Origin of the sequence: Thermovibrio ammonificans HB-1 (genome assembly GCF_000185805.1) — a bacterium.
Lineage (GTDB): Bacteria > Aquificota > Aquificia > Desulfurobacteriales > Desulfurobacteriaceae > Thermovibrio > Thermovibrio ammonificans.
On sequence record NC_014926.1, the window covers coordinates 1052374 to 1069124 of the forward strand.

The 16751-nt window shown below is 51.6% G+C and carries 15 protein-coding genes; 8 read left to right on the forward strand and 7 right to left on the reverse strand.

What is annotated here, in order from left to right:
• Window positions 1-31: 31 nt before the first annotated feature.
• Both waaF and THEAM_RS05400 read left to right on the forward strand, forming a co-directional pair.
• A complete protein-coding gene (gene waaF / locus THEAM_RS05395; protein ID WP_013537827.1) occupies window positions 32-1024 on the forward strand; it encodes a lipopolysaccharide heptosyltransferase II in 993 nt (330 codons plus the stop codon).
• Window positions 1025-1074: 50 nt separating this feature from the next.
• Window positions 1075-2271: a methionine adenosyltransferase gene (locus THEAM_RS05400; protein ID WP_013537828.1), complete on the forward strand. Its 1197-nt coding sequence runs from the start codon at window positions 1075-1077 to the stop codon at window positions 2269-2271.
• 20 nt (window positions 2272-2291) lie between these two features.
• Here THEAM_RS05400 and THEAM_RS05405 read toward each other — a convergent pair whose 3' ends face one another.
• From THEAM_RS05405 to THEAM_RS05415, 3 genes are read right to left on the reverse strand one after another with little or no spacing between them, the layout of a single operon-like run.
• Complete coding sequence (locus tag THEAM_RS05405; protein WP_013537829.1) at window positions 2292-4184, reverse strand: thioredoxin domain-containing protein; 1893 nt, start codon at window positions 4182-4184, stop codon at window positions 2292-2294.
• Window positions 4185-4225: 41 nt separating this feature from the next.
• Window positions 4226-5257 carry a KamA family radical SAM protein gene (locus THEAM_RS05410; RefSeq protein ID WP_013537830.1) on the reverse strand — a complete coding sequence of 344 codons (1032 nt, stop codon included), beginning with the start codon at window positions 5255-5257 and terminating at the stop codon, window positions 4226-4228.
• Complete coding sequence (locus THEAM_RS05415; protein WP_013537831.1) at window positions 5254-6006, reverse strand: coiled-coil domain-containing protein; 753 nt, start codon at window positions 6004-6006, stop codon at window positions 5254-5256. The genes THEAM_RS05410 and THEAM_RS05415 overlap by 4 nt, the downstream gene beginning before the upstream one ends.
• Here THEAM_RS05415 and THEAM_RS05420 point away from each other — a divergent pair.
• Genes THEAM_RS05420 through THEAM_RS05445 form a run of 6 tightly spaced genes read left to right on the forward strand, consistent with a single transcriptional unit; the run spans window position 5984 to window position 13072 of the window.
• Window positions 5984-6787, forward strand: a complete 804-nt coding sequence (locus THEAM_RS05420) for an MBL fold metallo-hydrolase (protein WP_232203423.1) — start codon at window positions 5984-5986, stop codon at window positions 6785-6787. The two genes, THEAM_RS05415 and THEAM_RS05420, sit on opposite strands and share 23 nt — an antisense overlap.
• A gap of 27 nt (window positions 6788-6814) precedes the next feature.
• Window positions 6815-7090 carry a hypothetical protein gene (locus THEAM_RS05425; protein ID WP_013537833.1) on the forward strand — a complete coding sequence of 92 codons (276 nt, stop codon included), beginning with the start codon at window positions 6815-6817 and terminating at the stop codon, window positions 7088-7090.
• A gap of 52 nt (window positions 7091-7142) precedes the next feature.
• Complete coding sequence (gene secA / locus THEAM_RS05430; protein ID WP_013537834.1) at window positions 7143-9752, forward strand: preprotein translocase subunit SecA; 2610 nt, start codon at window positions 7143-7145, stop codon at window positions 9750-9752.
• A gap of 32 nt (window positions 9753-9784) precedes the next feature.
• Entirely contained in the window at window positions 9785-10642 is an 858-nt protein-coding gene (locus tag THEAM_RS05435; protein WP_083797268.1) for a C40 family peptidase, read from the forward strand.
• An 18-nt stretch (window positions 10643-10660) separates the two neighbouring features.
• Window positions 10661-12106 (forward strand): DegQ family serine endoprotease, encoded by a 1446-nt coding sequence (locus THEAM_RS05440; RefSeq protein ID WP_013537836.1) that lies wholly within the window; start codon window positions 10661-10663, stop codon window positions 12104-12106.
• Between the two features lie 9 nt (window positions 12107-12115).
• Entirely contained in the window at window positions 12116-13072 is a 957-nt protein-coding gene (locus THEAM_RS05445; protein WP_013537837.1) for a sigma-70 family RNA polymerase sigma factor, read from the forward strand.
• On the opposite strand, the gene THEAM_RS05450 is transcribed toward THEAM_RS05445, so the two are convergent.
• From THEAM_RS05450 to THEAM_RS05465, 4 genes are all read right to left on the reverse strand, one after another.
• On the reverse strand, window positions 13053-13817 hold the full coding sequence (locus THEAM_RS05450) for an OmpA/MotB family protein (protein ID WP_013537838.1): 765 nt from the start codon (window positions 13815-13817) through the stop codon (window positions 13053-13055). The two genes, THEAM_RS05445 and THEAM_RS05450, sit on opposite strands and share 20 nt — an antisense overlap.
• Window positions 13818-13823: 6 nt before the next feature.
• Window positions 13824-14525 carry an OmpA/MotB family protein gene (locus THEAM_RS05455; protein ID WP_013537839.1) on the reverse strand — a complete coding sequence of 234 codons (702 nt, stop codon included), beginning with the start codon at window positions 14523-14525 and terminating at the stop codon, window positions 13824-13826.
• Between the two features lie 3 nt (window positions 14526-14528).
• Complete coding sequence (locus THEAM_RS05460; RefSeq protein WP_013537840.1) at window positions 14529-15290, reverse strand: motility protein A; 762 nt, start codon at window positions 15288-15290, stop codon at window positions 14529-14531.
• A 63-nt stretch (window positions 15291-15353) separates the two neighbouring features.
• Window positions 15354-16715: an FAD-binding oxidoreductase gene (locus THEAM_RS05465; RefSeq protein ID WP_013537841.1), complete on the reverse strand. Its 1362-nt coding sequence runs from the start codon at window positions 16713-16715 to the stop codon at window positions 15354-15356.
• Between the last annotated feature and the right edge of the window lie 36 nt (window positions 16716-16751).

Consider the following 16751-nt stretch of genomic DNA (forward strand, 5'->3'; position numbering starts at 1 on the left):
TCCGGATTAAACCCCTCCGGAGAGCTTCCAAATGGAGAAAATCGTCGTATTTCAAACCGCCTTCTTAGGAGACCTGATACTCACAGCACCCCTTCTAAAGTCTCTGAAAAGGACGTTCCCGTCTGGAGAGCTCCACCTGGTTGTAAGAAAGGGGTTAGAAACCGTTTTTGAGGGTTTCTGGCCGGTAGATAGGGTGATTCCGTTTGATAAAAGAGGCATTTGGAAGTTTGCCCAGGAGCTACGAAGAGAAAAGTACACACTGGCAGTATCTCCCCACAGGTCCCACAGGACAAGCCTGATACTGTTCCTCTCGGGAGCCAAAAGGCGTATAGGGTACGACAAGGCCGGCTTTTCGTTTCTCTACACAGACCGGGTAAAACATGAGTTCAAAGAGGGACTCCACGAAATCGACAGGCAGTTAAGGTTACTGGAGCCGTTAGAGCAGGAGGTAGAGGTTACCTACGACAAAGAGCCGGAGCTCCCCGTGAGCCAAGAGGAGGTAGAGAGGGTAAAGGGCAAGTTCTCCCTTAAAACTCCTTATGCGGTTTTGGCCCCGGGCTCGGTTTGGCCGACAAAGGCGTGGCTGCCGGAATACTACGCAGAGGTTGCCAACTTCCTGTTAAAAAGGGGAATAACCCCGGTTCTTGTGGGAGGCAAGGGGGACAGTACCTACTGCAACAGGTGCTTCTCTTTTATGGAGGGGGGTGTTAACCTGTGCGGCAGAACAGACCTCAAGGAGTTTTTCGCGGTAGTTAAGGGAGCGAAAGTGGTGGTCTCCAACGACTCGTCGCCGGTCCACGTTGCCGTTTCTGTGAAAACGCCGGTTGTTGAAGTTTACGGCCCAACAGTTCCGGCCTTCGGCTTTTTCCCATACGGCAGGGGAAACTGGGTGGAGCTGGAGCTCCCCTGCAGGCCCTGCGGTATCCACGGGGGAAAGCGCTGCCCCGAGGGGCACTTTAGGTGTATGAAGGAGCTAAAACCGGAAGCCGTAATAGAGAAGGTGAGAGAGCTTCTCTCAGTGTGAATTTCTGATATATTTTGCCTACCTAAACTTGTTATAGGGAGGACCGGTAAATGAACGTTAGAGTAACTCCTCTGGATACCCAGCCCGTTTGGGAGCAGGAGATTGAAATCGTTGAGAGGAAAGGGCTGGGGCACCCAGATACCATATGCGATGCGCTGGCCGAGAAGCTCTCTGCCGAGCTGTGTAAGTTCTACTACGAGAAGTTCGGCTTTGTTCTCCACCACAACGTAGATAAGAACCTCTTGGTTGGGGGAAGCGCACTCCCGAGATTCGGAGGAGGAGAGGTAACAGAGCCCATTGAGATATTCCTCTCCGGCAGGGCAATTAAAGAGTACAAAGGGGTAAAGATACCCGTTGATGAAATAGCCGTTGAGAGTGCCAAGGAGTGGCTGAGGGAGAACATCCACGCAATAGACCCGGACAGGCACGTGAGAATACACACCTACATAAGGCCCGGCTCTGTAGACCTTGTAGACATCTACATGAGGCAGCTTAAAGAGGGCGTTCCCCTCTCAAACGACACCTCCTTCGGCGTAGGCTACGCTCCCTTTGACGACCTTGAGAGCGTGGTGTTCAACGTGGAGAAGAAGCTCAACTCTAAGGAGATAAAGGAGAAACACCCCGAAATCGGCGAAGACGTTAAGGTAATGGGCGTTAGGGTAGGCGAGAAGATGAAGATAACAATCGCCTGCGCCTTTGTGGATAGATTCGTGAAAGACGTTGAGGACTACGCCCAGAAGAGGGAGAACGTAAGGAAAATAGCCCTCGAGGTTGCCAAGCAGTTCACAAACAGGGAAGTGGAAGTAGAGGTTAACACAGGCGACGACCTTGAGAGTGGAAACGTGTACATAACGGTTACCGGCACGAGCGCCGAGGCCGGAGACGACGGAGAAGTGGGAAGGGGCAACAGGGTCAACGGCCTTATCACTCCCTACAGGCCTATGAGCCTGGAGGCGGCAGCCGGAAAGAACCCGATAACCCACGTGGGGAAGCTCTACAACATAACCGCAAACGAAATAGCAAAGGGCGTAGTATCTGAAATAGAGGGAATCGAAGAGGCCTACGTTTACATGGTAAGCCAGATAGGTAAGCCCGTTAACCAACCCCTTGCCGTAGACGTTAAGGTTAGAAGCCAAGAGCCCGCCCAAGCCTTCCAGGGGAAGGTAGAAGAGATAGTTAAAGAGCACCTTGCCCAGATGAAGGAGATTTGGAAGAGACTTGTAAACGGCGAAATCACCGTTTACTAATAGTAGGGGGCAGGGGCCCCCTACTTTATCTCTCTGCAGACTCCCCGCTCACACACCTTTACCCCTTCAACTTCCGGGTTTAACCTGAAGAACCTGTAAGGCCTGAACTCCTTCAAGAGCTTCCCGAGAGCCTCTTGGGAGGCCGACTCAACAACGGAGAGCTCACCGCCTTCCATTAAAACGGCCTCCACCAGGGAGACAACTCCGGAAGGATACCTGTTAACGGCCTCTGAGTAACTCCTCAGAACGTTTTCGGCAACTTTTTTAAACTCATTTAAGCCCAAAAGCTCCGACATTATAAGCAGGTTCTGAACCATAACGGCAACTCCGGAAGGGTAGGCGCCGTCGAAGGGGTCGGCCAGGTTAAAGGTGTTATCGGATGAGCCGTACAGGCGGCCGCCTCTGTAGAAGGCTTTAACGGCAATATCGGCAAGCTCGGCTGCGGCAGAGTAGAAGTCGTCGTTTAAAGTGGCAGAGCCGAGTTCGAGTAGCCCCCTTATCAGAAATGCGTAGTCGTCGAGTAAGGCCTCTACCGCCGGCTCACTCCCGTAGAGAACGTGGTAGAGCTTCCCATCCCTGTAAGAGCGCTCAAGGAGGGAGGTTGCAAGGGCAACGGCCCTTTCCTTTGCCGCAGGCTCAACAAACCGTGAAGCTACGGCAAGCCCCCACAGCAGGTAGCCGTTCCAGTCGGTAAGGGCCTTTTCATCGGTTGCGGGAGGGACCTTCTTGCCTCTGAGGGAGAGGAGTTTAGAGTCGACAAGGGCCTTCTTCTTTAGGAGGTCTTCAAGGCTCAAGCCGAGCTTCTCGGCCTTTACCTCAAACTCCTCCGCCGGGTAGAGGAGGTTAAGCCCCTCCTCCCAGTTGCCCTCGGGAGAGAGGTTGTAGAGCTGGCGGGCAAACTCAAGCTCCTCGGGGGTAAGGGCCTCCTTAAGCTCACCCCAGGTAAAGGCGTAGTAGCGCCCCTCCCCTTCGGGGGAGTCGGCATCCTGGGAGGAGGCAAAGAGGCCGTTTGAAAGGAGAAGCTCTCTCTCAAGGTAGGAGATGAGCTCTTTAACGGTCTCTTTAAAGAGCCAGTATCCGCTCAAGGCGTAAGCCTCTGAATAGATCACAAGCAGGCCGGCCTGGTCGTAGAGCATCTTCTCAAAGTGGGGCACAAACCAGGCGGCATCGGTGCTGTAGCGGTGAAAGCCGCCCCCTATCTGGTCGTAAACGGAGCCCAGCCTCATGGCTTTTAGGGTGAAGGCTGCAGATTCAAAGGCCCTACCGGAACCTCCCAGGGAGAAGTAGCGCAGGAGGAACCAGTTGAAGTGGGGAAGGGGGAACTTGGGAGGAGGAGAGTAGCCGCCGTTAACCGGGTCGAGGCGGCTTTCAATCTCTTTAAAGCAGTTTGCGGCGGCCGAGGGGCCGGGAAGCTCGCCTTCCAACCCCTCAAGTAGGGAGGCAAGCCTTTTAACCACCTCTTTGGCGCCTTTAACAACCGAATCGGGCTTCTTCTCCCACAGCTCTGCCACTTCAAGGAGCAACCTTTTAAAACGTTCTTTGGGAACGTAGGTGGCTATGAAGAAGGGCTCTCCTTCCGGGGTGGCAAAAACGGAAAGGGGCCACCCGCAGCTGCCGCCCATTGCCCGGCAGGCCTCCATGTAGAAACGGTCTACGTGGGGAAGCTCCTCCCTGTCTACCTTTACGGGAACGAAGCGGCTGTTTAGAATTCGGGCCACTTCTTCGTCTTGAAAAGACTCTTCCTCCATAACGTGGCACCAGTGGCAGGAGGAGTAGCCGATGGATATAAAGAGGGGTTTGTTTTCTTTCCCGGCTTTCTCAAAGGCTTCTTTACCGAAAGGGAACCAGTTTACCGGGTTGTCTGCGTGCTGCCGCAGGTAGAGGGATTTTTCAAAAGCGAGCCTGTTGGCCATAACAGGTAGCCTCCTAATCGAGAATGGTTCTTAATTTATGGCTACCTATCGGGCATGGTAAAGTAGCGACCGGAGAAGCTCCTGAAACGGTACACGCTCCCCAGCTTTTCAAACCGAACGGGGAGCATGGGAACCTTCCCGTAACCTCCCGGCCCGTCTACCGCGTAGTAGGGGAGGGCAAGGGGAGAGAGGCGGGTTTGAAGCTCCTCAAGGAGTTTAAGGCCCAAACTTATAGGGGTTGAAAAGTGCATAACCCCCTCAACGGGGTCGCAGTGAAAGAGGTAGTAGGGGCGCACCTTTATCCTCTGAAGCCCCCTGAAGAGCCTCTCAAGAACAGAAACGGAGTCGTTAACCCCCTTCAAGAGAACTGTTTGGTTGTTAACGGGAACGCCGCACTTTAAAAGGGCCTTTACCGCTTCGGCCGCCTCTGCAGTAAGTTCGTCGGGGTGGTTAAAGTGGGTGTTTACCCAAACTTTTTGGGCCCTCTCAAGGAGCGAAAGGAGCTCACTCCTCAGAACCGCAGAGGGCTCAACAACAGGCAGCCGGGTGCCTATCCGAACAACCTCAACGCTCTCTATTTTCTTCAGACCCAAGAGCAGCCTCTCCAGAAGCTCTAATGGCAGAAGGAGGGGCTCTCCGCCGGAGATGAGGACGTCCCGAACCTGAGGGTTTCTCCGCACGTAGGAGAGAACTGCATCTACCTCATCTTCTGAGATTGTAAAGAGAGGCCTCCTCCAGTTACGCTTACGCATACAGAACCGGCACAGAACCGGACAGTAGTTGGTTGTTACAACGAGAACCCTATCGGGGTAACGGTGGGTTAGGCAAGGAGCTTTCCTGTCGCGCTCCTCCCTTAAGGGGTCGGGCTCCCCGAGGTTCTGAAGCTCAGGGTTAAGCTCTTCAAGGGAAGGAAGGAGCATACGCCTTACGGCGAAGCTCTCGGCCGCCAGCCGGGCGTAGTACTCGGTTGTAGAAAAAGGGTATACGGGAACAACGGCCCTGAAGGCCTCCCTCTCTCGGGGAGAGAGGGGTAAAAGCCCTTCAAGGGCTTCAAGGCTTGTAATTACCCTCATTCAAACTTCCACCCGCAGGCATCGAGCTCTTGGTAGATGGAGTCTCTCTGGCCGAACCGGACAAACTTAACCGTTTCTCCCTCCATCTTCAGGTAGATGGCCCTGTACTCACCGTAGGGAGAGGTTACCCTGAGCCTGTAGATGTCGTGTTTAGAGTCCCTCCTCAGTAGCCGGGAGGTGCTCTCTATCCGTGAAAGGGCAGATACGAAGCTATCGAACAGGAAGGGTTTAACGGAAACCTCTTTAACCATATCTTTCCTGAACCGCTTAGAGAAGAGAACCTTGAGCTTCCCTCCCTTACCCTCAACAAGCTCGGTAAGGGCGTTAAGGGCAACCTCTATGAAGAGCTCAACCTTGGGCTTTGGGACTTCCTGAGCCTTCAGGTTCTCTATCTGACGCTCCTTCTGGGCAACTTCGCCCTTCAGGCGGGATATCTCTATCTGGAGGTCCTCTATTTTGGCCCTGTAACGGTCTATGTCTTTAAGCTCCTGCTCTCTCTTTCTGAACTCCTCCTCCCGCTTTTTCAGCTGTTGAAGTTGGGAGCGAAGCTCCCCTATCTCCTGATAGAGCTCCTTTATTTTCCTGTCCTTACCTTTAAGCTTCTCGTTCAGGTTCTTAATCTGCCTTACAAGGCTATCCCTACTCTGGAACCGCCTCTCCTTCCGTTGAACCTGCTGAGACTGCCGTTGCCGCTGCTCGGCCTCTACCCTTAGGAAGTACTCCTCAATGTCCCTGAACCCCTTTTCCATTGTTCTCTCCCGAAAAGTTGATAAATTGAACTCCATGACACTACAGATAGAAAATTTAGGTCACTCCACCTTTACGGTAAAGATTGGAAGTTTGGAGGTCCTAACAGACCCCTTCTTAACCGAGTGTGCAGGGGGAATAAAGAGGGCAGTGCCGGCTGCCAAAAGGCCGGAGGAGGTAACCCCGAAAGTTGTCATCGTATCCCACGCCCACTACGACCACCTGGACCTTAAAACCGTAAAAAGGCTAAAAGGAAAGCCCGTATACCTGACTCCGGAAAACTGTAAAAAGGTGATAAAAAGGGAAGAGGTAATAGAGCTGAAAAACTTTGAGTCGGTAGAGATTGAAGGGGTAAGGTTCTGGAAAGTTCCGGCCCACCACAACCGGGGCCGAAACCTACTCCACCCCGACACCGGGGTAGGCGGGTTCGTAATAGAACACGGAGGGGTTACCGTTTACTTTGCCGGGGATACAGCCTTCTCGGAGCACCTCTACAGCTCCATAGGGGAGAAGTTCAAGATAGATGTGGCAATGCTCCCCATAGGAGGGTTCTTCCCCGTTTTCAGGAAGTTCCACCAAACGCCGGAGGAGGCAGTTAAAGGTTTCAAAATCCTTAAAGCTCGCCGCCTCGTTCCCATACACTTCGGGAGCTGGCACCTGATTCCCCTCTTCCTTAGGTTAGAAAGGGCACTCGAAAGACTGATGGCCTGCAGCCTAACATCGGGAATAACAGACCGGGTAACAGTAATCCAACCGGGGGAGAGGGTCACCTTTGACATTTAGGAGCAACTATAGTAGTTTTAGTGTGCAATGAGACTGAGCAGGCTGATATTCGGAATTATCCTTCTAACAATAACGGTGTGTGCCGCACCGGCCGCCGAAGCGGCGGTTCAGTTTACAGACCGTCCGGTCTGCTCTTCCCTTTTAACTCATACGCTCTGCGAAGTTAAAACCTTCAAAGAGGAAAGAGTAACCGCCTCCGAGAGCCGGGAACTCCCGGTTCCTTTAAAGACAGAGGCCGTTTTTAAAGGGAGCCCACTAAACCTTAATGCCCCTTCAAGAGCATCCCCCACCCCTGCCCGCTAACCTCCGGCCGAATCGACTTCCAACCACTTTAAAGCCTATCGGGAGGACCACTATGATAAATGCCATATTGACAAAGATTCTCGGCAGCAGAAACGAAAGGGTTATAAAAAAGCTCAAGCCCATAGTAGAGAAAATCAACAGTCTCGAAAAGGAGTTTGAGAAAAAGAGCAAGGAAGAGCTTCAATCCCTCACCGCCAAGTGGCGCTCCGAGCTCCAAAAGCTCCAAACGGCCCAGGAACAGTTCAAGTACATGGACAAAATACTCCCCGAGGCCTTTGCAGCCGTTAGAGAAGCCGCAAAGCGAACCCTCGGAATGCGCCACTACGACGTCCAGCTGATAGGCGGCATCGTTCTCCACCAGGGAAAAATCGCCGAAATGAAAACAGGCGAAGGTAAAACTCTGGTTGCAACCCTGCCTTCCTACCTCAACGCACTTGCAGGCAGGGGCGTCCACGTTGTAACCGTAAACGACTACCTGGCCAAAAGGGACGCAGAGTGGATGGGCCCCGTTTACAACTACCTGGGGTTAACCGTAGGCTACCTCCAGAACCAGATGGAGCCTCCCCAGCGGAAAGAGATGTACGCCCGCGACATCACCTACGGAACAAACTCCGAGTTCGGATTCGACTACCTCAGAGACAACATGGTCTTCTCAAAAGAGGAGAAAGTCCAGAGGGAGCTCTTCTACGCAATAGTAGACGAGGCCGACTCAATCCTCATAGACGAAGCCCGAACTCCCCTTATAATCTCCGGCCCCTCCGAAGAGAGTGTAGACGTTTACTACATAGCCGATGCCATAGTCCGCCAGCTCAAAAAAGAGAAAGACTTCAAGCTCGAAGAGAAGACAAAAACGGCAACCCTCACCGACGAAGGCATCCGCCACGTAGAAGAGATAGTCAAGAAAATGACGGGAATGAAGGAGTTCAACCTTTACGACCCCAAATTCTCAGACCTCCTCCACGCGATAATACAGTCCCTCAGGGCCCACCACCTCTTCAAAAGGGACGTAGACTACGTTGTAAAAGACGGCAAAGTGATAATCGTAGACGAGTTCACCGGCCGGATTATGCCAGGCCGACGCTGGAGCGACGGTCTCCACCAAGCTGTAGAGGCCAAGGAAGGGGTAAAGATAGAGGCGGAAAACCAGACACTTGCAACCATTACCCTCCAGAACTACTTCAGGCTCTACAAAAAGCTCGCCGGCATGACGGGAACGGCAGAAACGGAAGCGGCAGAGCTTAAAGAGATTTACGGCCTCGACGTAGTCGTTATCCCCACAAACAAACCGGTAATCAGGAAAGACCACCCCGACCTCATATTCAAAACAAAGAGGGCAAAGTTCAACGCAGTGATAAAGGAGATAGAGAAGAACTACAAAATCGGCCGACCGGTTCTCGTGGGAACAAACTCCATAGAGGACTCTGAGTACCTCTCCAGACTCTTAAAACAGAGGGGCATTCCCCACCAGGTACTAAACGCCAAATACCACGAGAAAGAGGCAGAGATTGTTGCCCAGGCGGGAAGGTTGGGAGCGGTAACAATAGCCACCAACATGGCCGGTAGGGGAACCGACATCCTCCTTGGCGGCAATCCCGAGTTCCTCGCCAAAAAGGAGCTTAAGGAAAGGGGGATTACCCCGGAAAAGGTGGGTGAGGAGAAGTACCAAGAGATATACCAGGAAACTCTGAAAAAGTACAAGGAAATCACCGAGAAGGAGAAGGAGAAAGTTAAGGAACTAGGAGGCCTCTACATCATTGGAACCGAGCGGAACGAGTCAAGGCGTATAGATAACCAGCTCAGGGGAAGGGCCGGCAGGCAGGGAGACCCGGGAGAGTCCAGGTTCTTCCTCTCACTGGAGGATAACCTGCTGAGGCTCTTTGGTTCCGACCGCATAAAGAAGCTGATGGAGATGATGAACGTTCCCGAAGACGAGCCCATAACCCATAAGATGGTGAGCAAGGCCCTTGAAAACGCCCAGAGGAGAGTGGAGGAGCAGAACTTCCAGATTAGAAAGAGACTCCTTGAGTACGACGAGGTCTACAACGTTCAGAGGAAGGTTATATACGAGCAGAGGAACAAAATACTGGAAGGGGAAAACTTCAAGGAGGAGATTTTAGGTTTCATGGAGGACGTAGCCTGGGAGCTTGTTGACTCCTTCGCCCCCGAAAACGTCCTGCCCGACGAGTGGGACCTTGAAGGGCTCAAGAAAACCCTTGAGACGCGGTTCGGATTTGAGTTCCCGATACCAACAAAATACGAAGAGCTTATGAACCTTGAAGTTGAAGGGGCTCCTACCGACAGGGAGAAGCTGGCGAAGCTCATATACGACACGCTTGCTGAGAAGTACAACGAGCTGGAGAAACTGGTCGGAGAGGGTCAGCTCAGGGAGATAGAGAGGGTTGTAATGCTCGACAGGCTCGACCAATACTGGAGGGAGCACCTGAGAGCCCTGGACCACATAAAGGAGAGTATAGGCTGGAGGGGATACGGCCAGCGGGACCCGGTTGTAGAGTTCAAGAAGGAGGCCTTCCAGCTGTTTGAAGACCTTATCTCCAACATAGAGAACGGCGTTGTAGATTCACTCTTCAACTACTACAGGTATGCAAAAGAGCAGGTGCAAGAAGCTCAGCACTCCCAAGACTCAAATCTACAAACGGTTTGATAGAATAGTTGGCTGAAAGTTTAAGAGAGGGGATGGTGAAGAGAATCCTTGCAGCCTTAACTCTCGTTCTGATAGGCGTTAGCTCCGCCCAGGCCCGGATTTATACGGTAAAAAGGGGCGATTCACTGTACAAAATCGCCCACCGGTTCCACATCTCCATAAGGGAGCTTAAGCGGGCCAATCACCTGCGCTCAAACATACTGAGGCCCGGCCAGCGGCTCTACATACCGCCGCGCTTCCACAGCAGGGCTTGGTACCGCCAGTTTCGCCCGGAAAAGAGCACCGAAACCATCTCTTTCATAGAGAAAAAGTCGGAAGTTGAGAGGAACATATCATCGATAAGCAGCGAGATGGTTCCCCTTACCAACGCTGTTTACCAGGAGGCCGAAGAGCTTTCCGACGTGCTTTCAACTCCCCTAAACGTGAAGTACGACAACTGGAGCCTCTCTATCCTCAACAACCCCGAGTATAAGGGGATATTCTTTAAAACGCTCGCTCAGGTGTTTAAAGAGCTTAAAAACACCCCTTACGTTTTCGGGGGGAACAACCCCAAGTTCGGCCTCGACTGCTCGTCGTTCACGATGTATGTTTACAGGAAGCTGGGGGTAAAGCTTCCGAGAACGGCAAGAGCCCAGTACAACTTCGGAATTCCCATAGACAGGCACCACTTAAAGGTCGGAGATTTGGTCTTCTTCAGAACTTACGCCCGCTACCCCTCTCACGTGGGAATCTACATAGGAAACGGCAAGTTCATCCACTTCTCCTCTATGTACCACGGCTTGGCAATTTCGTCCCTTAACGACAGGTACTTCAGGAGGAGGTTTATCGGGGCAAGGAGAGTTCTATCTGAGAAGAAGATAAAACAGTTAATCTACGCCCAGACAAAATAAGAACAGGAGGTAAGTGCGATGAACACAAGACAGCTTCTAAAAGGGTGTGTCGCCGCGGCTTTTACGCTCGTGGCAGCCTCTGCTCCGGTTATGGCCCAGGTTGAGGCCACACAGCAGGACTACCAGGTTGTTCAGTCTCTACAGAGGGTATTCGAGAGCGTAGCCGAGAAGGTTAAACCGGCGGTTGTAAACATCAGCACGGTTTCCGAGATAAAGTTTAAGCACCCTCCTATTCCGCCCCAGTTCAGGGACTTCTTCCACCAGTTCGGAATACCTTTCCCCTTTCCCAACTTCCCCGACTCGTTCCAGACAAGGGCTTTAGGCTCGGGTTTCATCGTTAAGGTAAAAGACGGCTGGGCCTACATACTCACCAACAACCACGTTGTAGCCCACGCCAAGAAGATAAGGGTGAAGCTCAGCGACGGCACGGTCTACAGGGCAAAAGTTGTTGGAACAGACCCAAAAACCGACGTTGCCCTGATAAAAATCCACGTTGGGAACAAAAAGGTTCCCGTTCTCCAGTTGGGAGACTCCGACAAGATTAAAGTCGGCGAGTTTGTTATAGCGGTGGGGAACCCCTACGGCCTGAACTGGACTGTAACCCACGGGATAATATCTGCAAAGGGCAGACACGGACTCGGCCTCAACCCCATCGAGGACTTTATCCAGACCGATGCCGCAATTAACCCCGGTAACAGCGGCGGTCCGCTGTGCGATATTCACGGCAGGGTAATAGGTATAAACACCGCAATCGTCAGAAACGCCCAAGGGCTCGGCTTTGCCGTTCCCATAAACATCGCAAAGAAGGTAATGGAAGACCTCCTGAAGTACGGTAAGGTCATAAGGGGCTGGCTCGGCGTCTATATTGAAGACATCAGCGGAGAGCTCGCCCAGAAGTTCGGCGTTAAGGAAGGAGTACTTGTTACAAAGGTTATGCCTGGCTCTCCGGCGGAGAAGGGAGGCCTGAAGAGCGGGGATATTATTGTTGAGTTCAACGGAAAGCCGGTTAAAAACGTTGCAGACTTACAGCTCAAAGTTATAAACACCAAGCCCGGCACCAAGGTCAAGATTACCGTAATCAGGGACGGAGAGCGTAAAACTCTAACGGTTAAGATAGGGCAGATGCCGGGCAGCCAGCAGCTTGCGTCTGCAGACCTTCTCAGTAAGTACGGCTTCTCCGTTCAGAAGCTCACGCCGGAGCTCAGGGAGAAGCTCGGCCTTCCCAAGTGGATTAAGACGGGACTTGTAGTAACCGAGGTCAAGCCCGGCTCTCCGGCAGACGACGCCGGCCTCCAGGAGGGAGACGTAATAGTCAAGGCCGGAACCACCCCGAGAAACATGAGGCCGGTTAAGTCGGTAGACGACCTCTTGGCCGTTCTAAGGAAGGGAGGCGACTCTGGAGCCCTCCTCAAGGTTATTAGAGGAGAAGGGGTAATTTACGTCGTTTTAAATCCACAGGAGTAGGAGTGAGAGATGGAGGAGAAGGAGTTTTTCTTAGAAGATGAAGAGAACCTCGGACTTGAAGGTATAGAAGAGGGGGAAAGCGCCGAGCTTTCCCTCTTTAACCAGGAGATAGACCCTTCGCTTATCGAGAGCTTCGTCCCCGATAAGGACTCCCTCGACGCTTTTTTAAAGTCTATCTCCAAGATTCCCCTCCTGTCGCGGGAAGAGGAGATAGAGCTTGCGAAGAGGGCAAAGGCAGGAGATAAAGAGGCGCTGAAGAAGCTCGTAGAGTCCAACCTCAGATTCGTTGTAAGCGTTGCCAAAAAGTACCTGGGGTGCGGACTGCCCCTCCACGACCTAATAGCGGAGGGAATCCTGGGGCTCATAGAGGCGGCAAGGCGCTTCGACCCTGACAAAGGGGTGAAGTTCATCTCCTACGCCGTATGGTGGATAAGGCAGTCCATAATGCAGGCACTGGCCCAGCAGACCGGAGCGGTAAAAATCCCGGTGAAACAGGCCGTTTTGGTAAATAAAATCACCCGCTCTTACGGCGAACTCTTAAAGAAACTGGGCAGAGAGCCCACAATCGAAGAGCTTGCCGACTACGTAGGTATGGAACCCAAAGAAGTTGAAAGGCTCCTCTCAATATGCCAAGTGCCCCTATCCCTCGATACTCCAATAGGTGACGAAGAGGACACTACTTTTAAAGACTTCCTGAAGGGAGAGGGCACAGCTGAAGTAGAAGAGAAAGTTGTCCAGGAGGAGCTTAAACAGAGCATCCAGGAGATGCTCGAGCAGCTCACACCCCAGGAGAAGAAGATAATAATAATGCGCTTTGGACTCGACGGTAACGAGCCGAAAACCCTCAGAGAAATAGGAGAGAAGCTCGGCATAAGCCGCGAAAGGGTTCGCCAGCTCGAAACGAGGGCTAAGAAAAAAATGAAAGAGTACGCACTAAGGAAGAAACTTAACGTTTTCCTGAACTAACCTTCCCGGAGGTCTCATTCCCTCCGGGGAGTTTCTCCTTCCTCTTAAACTCCACCTTCTTCCCTTCCTCCTCCCTGGGAACGGCAACCTGAATATAAATCTCAACCCTCCTATTCCTCGCTTGAAGAATCGGATTGTTCCAAGTATAAAGAGGCCTGGTCGCATCGTAACCGACGGCCATTAAACGGCTCGGGTCAACCCCCCGAGATATCAGATAACGAACGACAGTAGTAGCCCTTCTTATAGAAAGGTCCCAACTGTCTTGAATATTCGGCATAGGAACGGTAGGCTCATCTTTACTGGTATGCCCCTCAACCCTAACCATGTAGTTACCCTTCAGGTTCTTTATTATCTTCGCAATCTGGTCGAGAGCCCTCTTGGCCTCTGGGGTAAGTTCAAGGGAGTTTTGCTTAAACAGAACCTTATTAAAAAGCCTGATAAGAACGTAGTTCTCCGTGACAACAATCTGATAACCGTAAATCGGAAGAATCTGTTTAATTATCTTCTTTATCTTCTTCGCAAGGTCGGTAGTGTAAATCTGAATCGGTTTTACAATCGATATCTGCTGGAAAGTTTGAGCCTTCTCTCCCTGAAAGTAAGAGAGAAACTTCATTGCCTTTGTAATATCAAGCGTCGACATAGAATAAAGAAGAATGAAAAACGTAAGCAGAAGCGACATAAGGTCGCTAAAACTGGTCAGCCACGCTGGAACAGACTTACACTCCTCCTTCTTTCTCCTCGCCATACCAACCTACATGGGAAGGTGGATAACTATCTCTATACGCCGGTTTTTGGCCCTACCCTCCGGAGTATTATTCGGAGCTATCGGGTGGTAGGGGCCACAGCCGGCAGCTGAGAGCTTTTTCGGGTCGTAGCCACACTGAATAAAAAGTCTCAAAATAGCAGTAGCCCTGGCCGCAGAAAGCTCCCAGTTAGAAGGAAAACGCTTGGTATGAATCGGCGTATTATCAGTATACCCCTCTATGGTTAAAGGAAGGTCAAGCTCTTTAAGTTTCCTGCATATCTCCATGATAATGGGAATAGCCTGAGGATAAGGTCTATCCTCTCCGGGTGGGAAAAGCTTGTCGGTGTTAATCCTGAGCCTGATGCTGGTCCCGAACTTCGCGACTTCCGAGTTTATCCCCAACCTCTTTAACATCTGCCTTATCTCATGGAGCTTCTCCTCTATCTTCTGCCGCGAGCGCATCTTGGGGTACATATCCGGCATCTGAACCGGAATGTTCTTGCCGTTTATCACCCTCTGCTCGTAAATAACATAGTGGCCCCCAAAGGCCTCTATAATCCCCTTAATGGCTTGATAGAACTTCTCCAGAGAGATGGTAGACATAGAGTACAGGAGAATAAAGAACGTCAACAGCAGAGACATCAGGTCACCGAAACTTGTAAGCCAAGCAGGAGGAGCCTTACACTCCTCCTTCTTCTTTCGAGCCATCCATTAACCCTCTTTCAGTTCCACTCCGAGAAGTCCCGCAAGCTTCTGCCTTAAAACATTGGGGTTAAGCCCCTTCTCAATAGCCTCTGCAGTAAGCAGGTAAGCTTCAAGGAAGAGAAGCTTTAAATCCTTGTAATACTTAAGTTTCTTAGATACCGGAATACAGAGAGTGTTTGCCAAAATAGCACCGTACAGAGTCGTAATCATAGCTACCGCCATACCGGGACCAAGGGCGGAAGGGTCGGAAAGGTTTTGAAGCATCTGAATCAAGCCGATAAGCGTTCCAATCATTCCAAAGGCCGGGAAGAGGTCACCTAAAGACTCCCAAACGGCAACTTCCGTCGAGAGCTTCTGGTCTATCTGGGCCATTGCGCTTTCGGCCGTACTCTTAATCTCCTCTATCTCAAGGCCGTCTATCAACATCCTCATAATATCGCCGAGGAAGGGGTCTTTAGCGTAAAAACTATCTATATCGGACTCGAGGGCGAGAATTCCCTCTTTACGGGCCTTCTTGGCAACTTCGGTCAGGAAATCTATAAGCTCAATAGGATTTGGCATCCCGGGGTTTAAAGTCTTTAAAATGGCCTTAAGTCCCCCTATAAACTCCCCCATGGGGAAACCGGCCATACCGGCAGCTATACCGCCTCCTACGGTAATCAAAAGAGAGGGAACGTTAATAAACGCTCCGGGACTCCCGCCGATGACAATCGAAACGATGATAAGCAGGAAGGCACCACCTATACCGATTAGGGTTGCTATATCCATATCCCACCCACCTATCTAAATAGTGAATCTTTATTCAACACAAAAGGGGAGAAAACCTCCCCCTTACAAATCGAACACCTTACCGGGGTTCAAGATGTTCTTCGGGTCAAGTGCACGCTTTACAGCCTTCATCTTCTCAAGGGCAGGACCAACCTCAAGAGGGAGAAACTCCTTCTTCATCCAGCCTATACCGTGTTCCCCCGATATGGAGCCCTCCAGGGCTACGGTCAACTCGAAAACTTCCCTGACAGCCTGCTCCACTCTATCCGCCTCGTGGGGTTCATACATAAAGTTAACGTGAATATTGCCGTCCCCGGCATGGCCGAAGTTAACAACCATCAGGTTATACTTATCGGCAATTCTGTAGACATTTTTAATAAGCTCAGGAATCCGGCTTCTGGGGACAACAACGTCCTCGTTAATCTTTTTGGGCTTAAGCTGCACTATAGCCGGAGAGACAGCCCTTCTTGCCATCCAGAGCGCCTCCCTCTCCTGCTTGGTAGCCGCAGTCTTAATCTCCTCCGCCCCTGCAGCCTTGCACACCTCAACAGCCCGAGATATAAGCTCATCTACAACGGCCTCGTAACCGTCAACCTCTATTATTAACAACCCTTCGGCATAAGTAGGGAGGCCTATCTTTGCATACCTCTCAACGGCAACTATGGAGTTCTTATCGAGGAACTCGCAGGCCGTGGGTATAACCTTAGCCTTAAACATATCGGCAACCGCCTGGGCAGCCTGCTCAACTTTCGGGAAAACAGCAAGAGCGGTTCTAACGGCTTCAGGTTTGGGAATCAGCTTCAGATAAGCCTTAGTGATAAAGGCAAGGGTCCCCTCCGAACCCACTATCAAGTCCTTCAGGTTGTAACCGGCAACCGACTTAACAGCTTTAGAGCCCACCTTGGCAACGGTTCCGTCTGCAAAAACTACTTCAAGCTGCATAACGTAATCCTTGGTAACACCGTACTTAACACACCTTGGGCCGCCGGCGTTCTCCGCTATATTTCCTCCTATAGTGGAGTACTTATAACTCGATGGGTCGGGAGGGTAAAAGAGCCCTCTCTTCTCTACTTCCACCTGAAGGTCGTAGGTAACCACTCCCGGCTCAACGAGAACTCCTAAGTTATCCTCGTCAATCTCAACAATCGAGTTCATCTTCTCGGTTGAAACAACAATCCCCCCCTCCAAGGGAGCAGCCCCTCCGGTAAGCCCCGAACCTGCGCCTCTGGGGTAAACCGGAATCCCCTCCTCACTTGCAAAAGCCAAAATTTTCGCAACGTCTTCGGTAGTTTCGGGAAACACAACAACGTCGGGGACTCCCCTGTACCCGGTAGGAGTTCCGTCGTAAGCGTAAGAGAGCCTCCAACTCTGAGAGTCCTTTACCTTTTCGGATCCGAGTACCTCTCTGAGCTTTTTGCCTAACATAGAGCCTCCTGCAGTGTTCTACGAACATATGCTTTA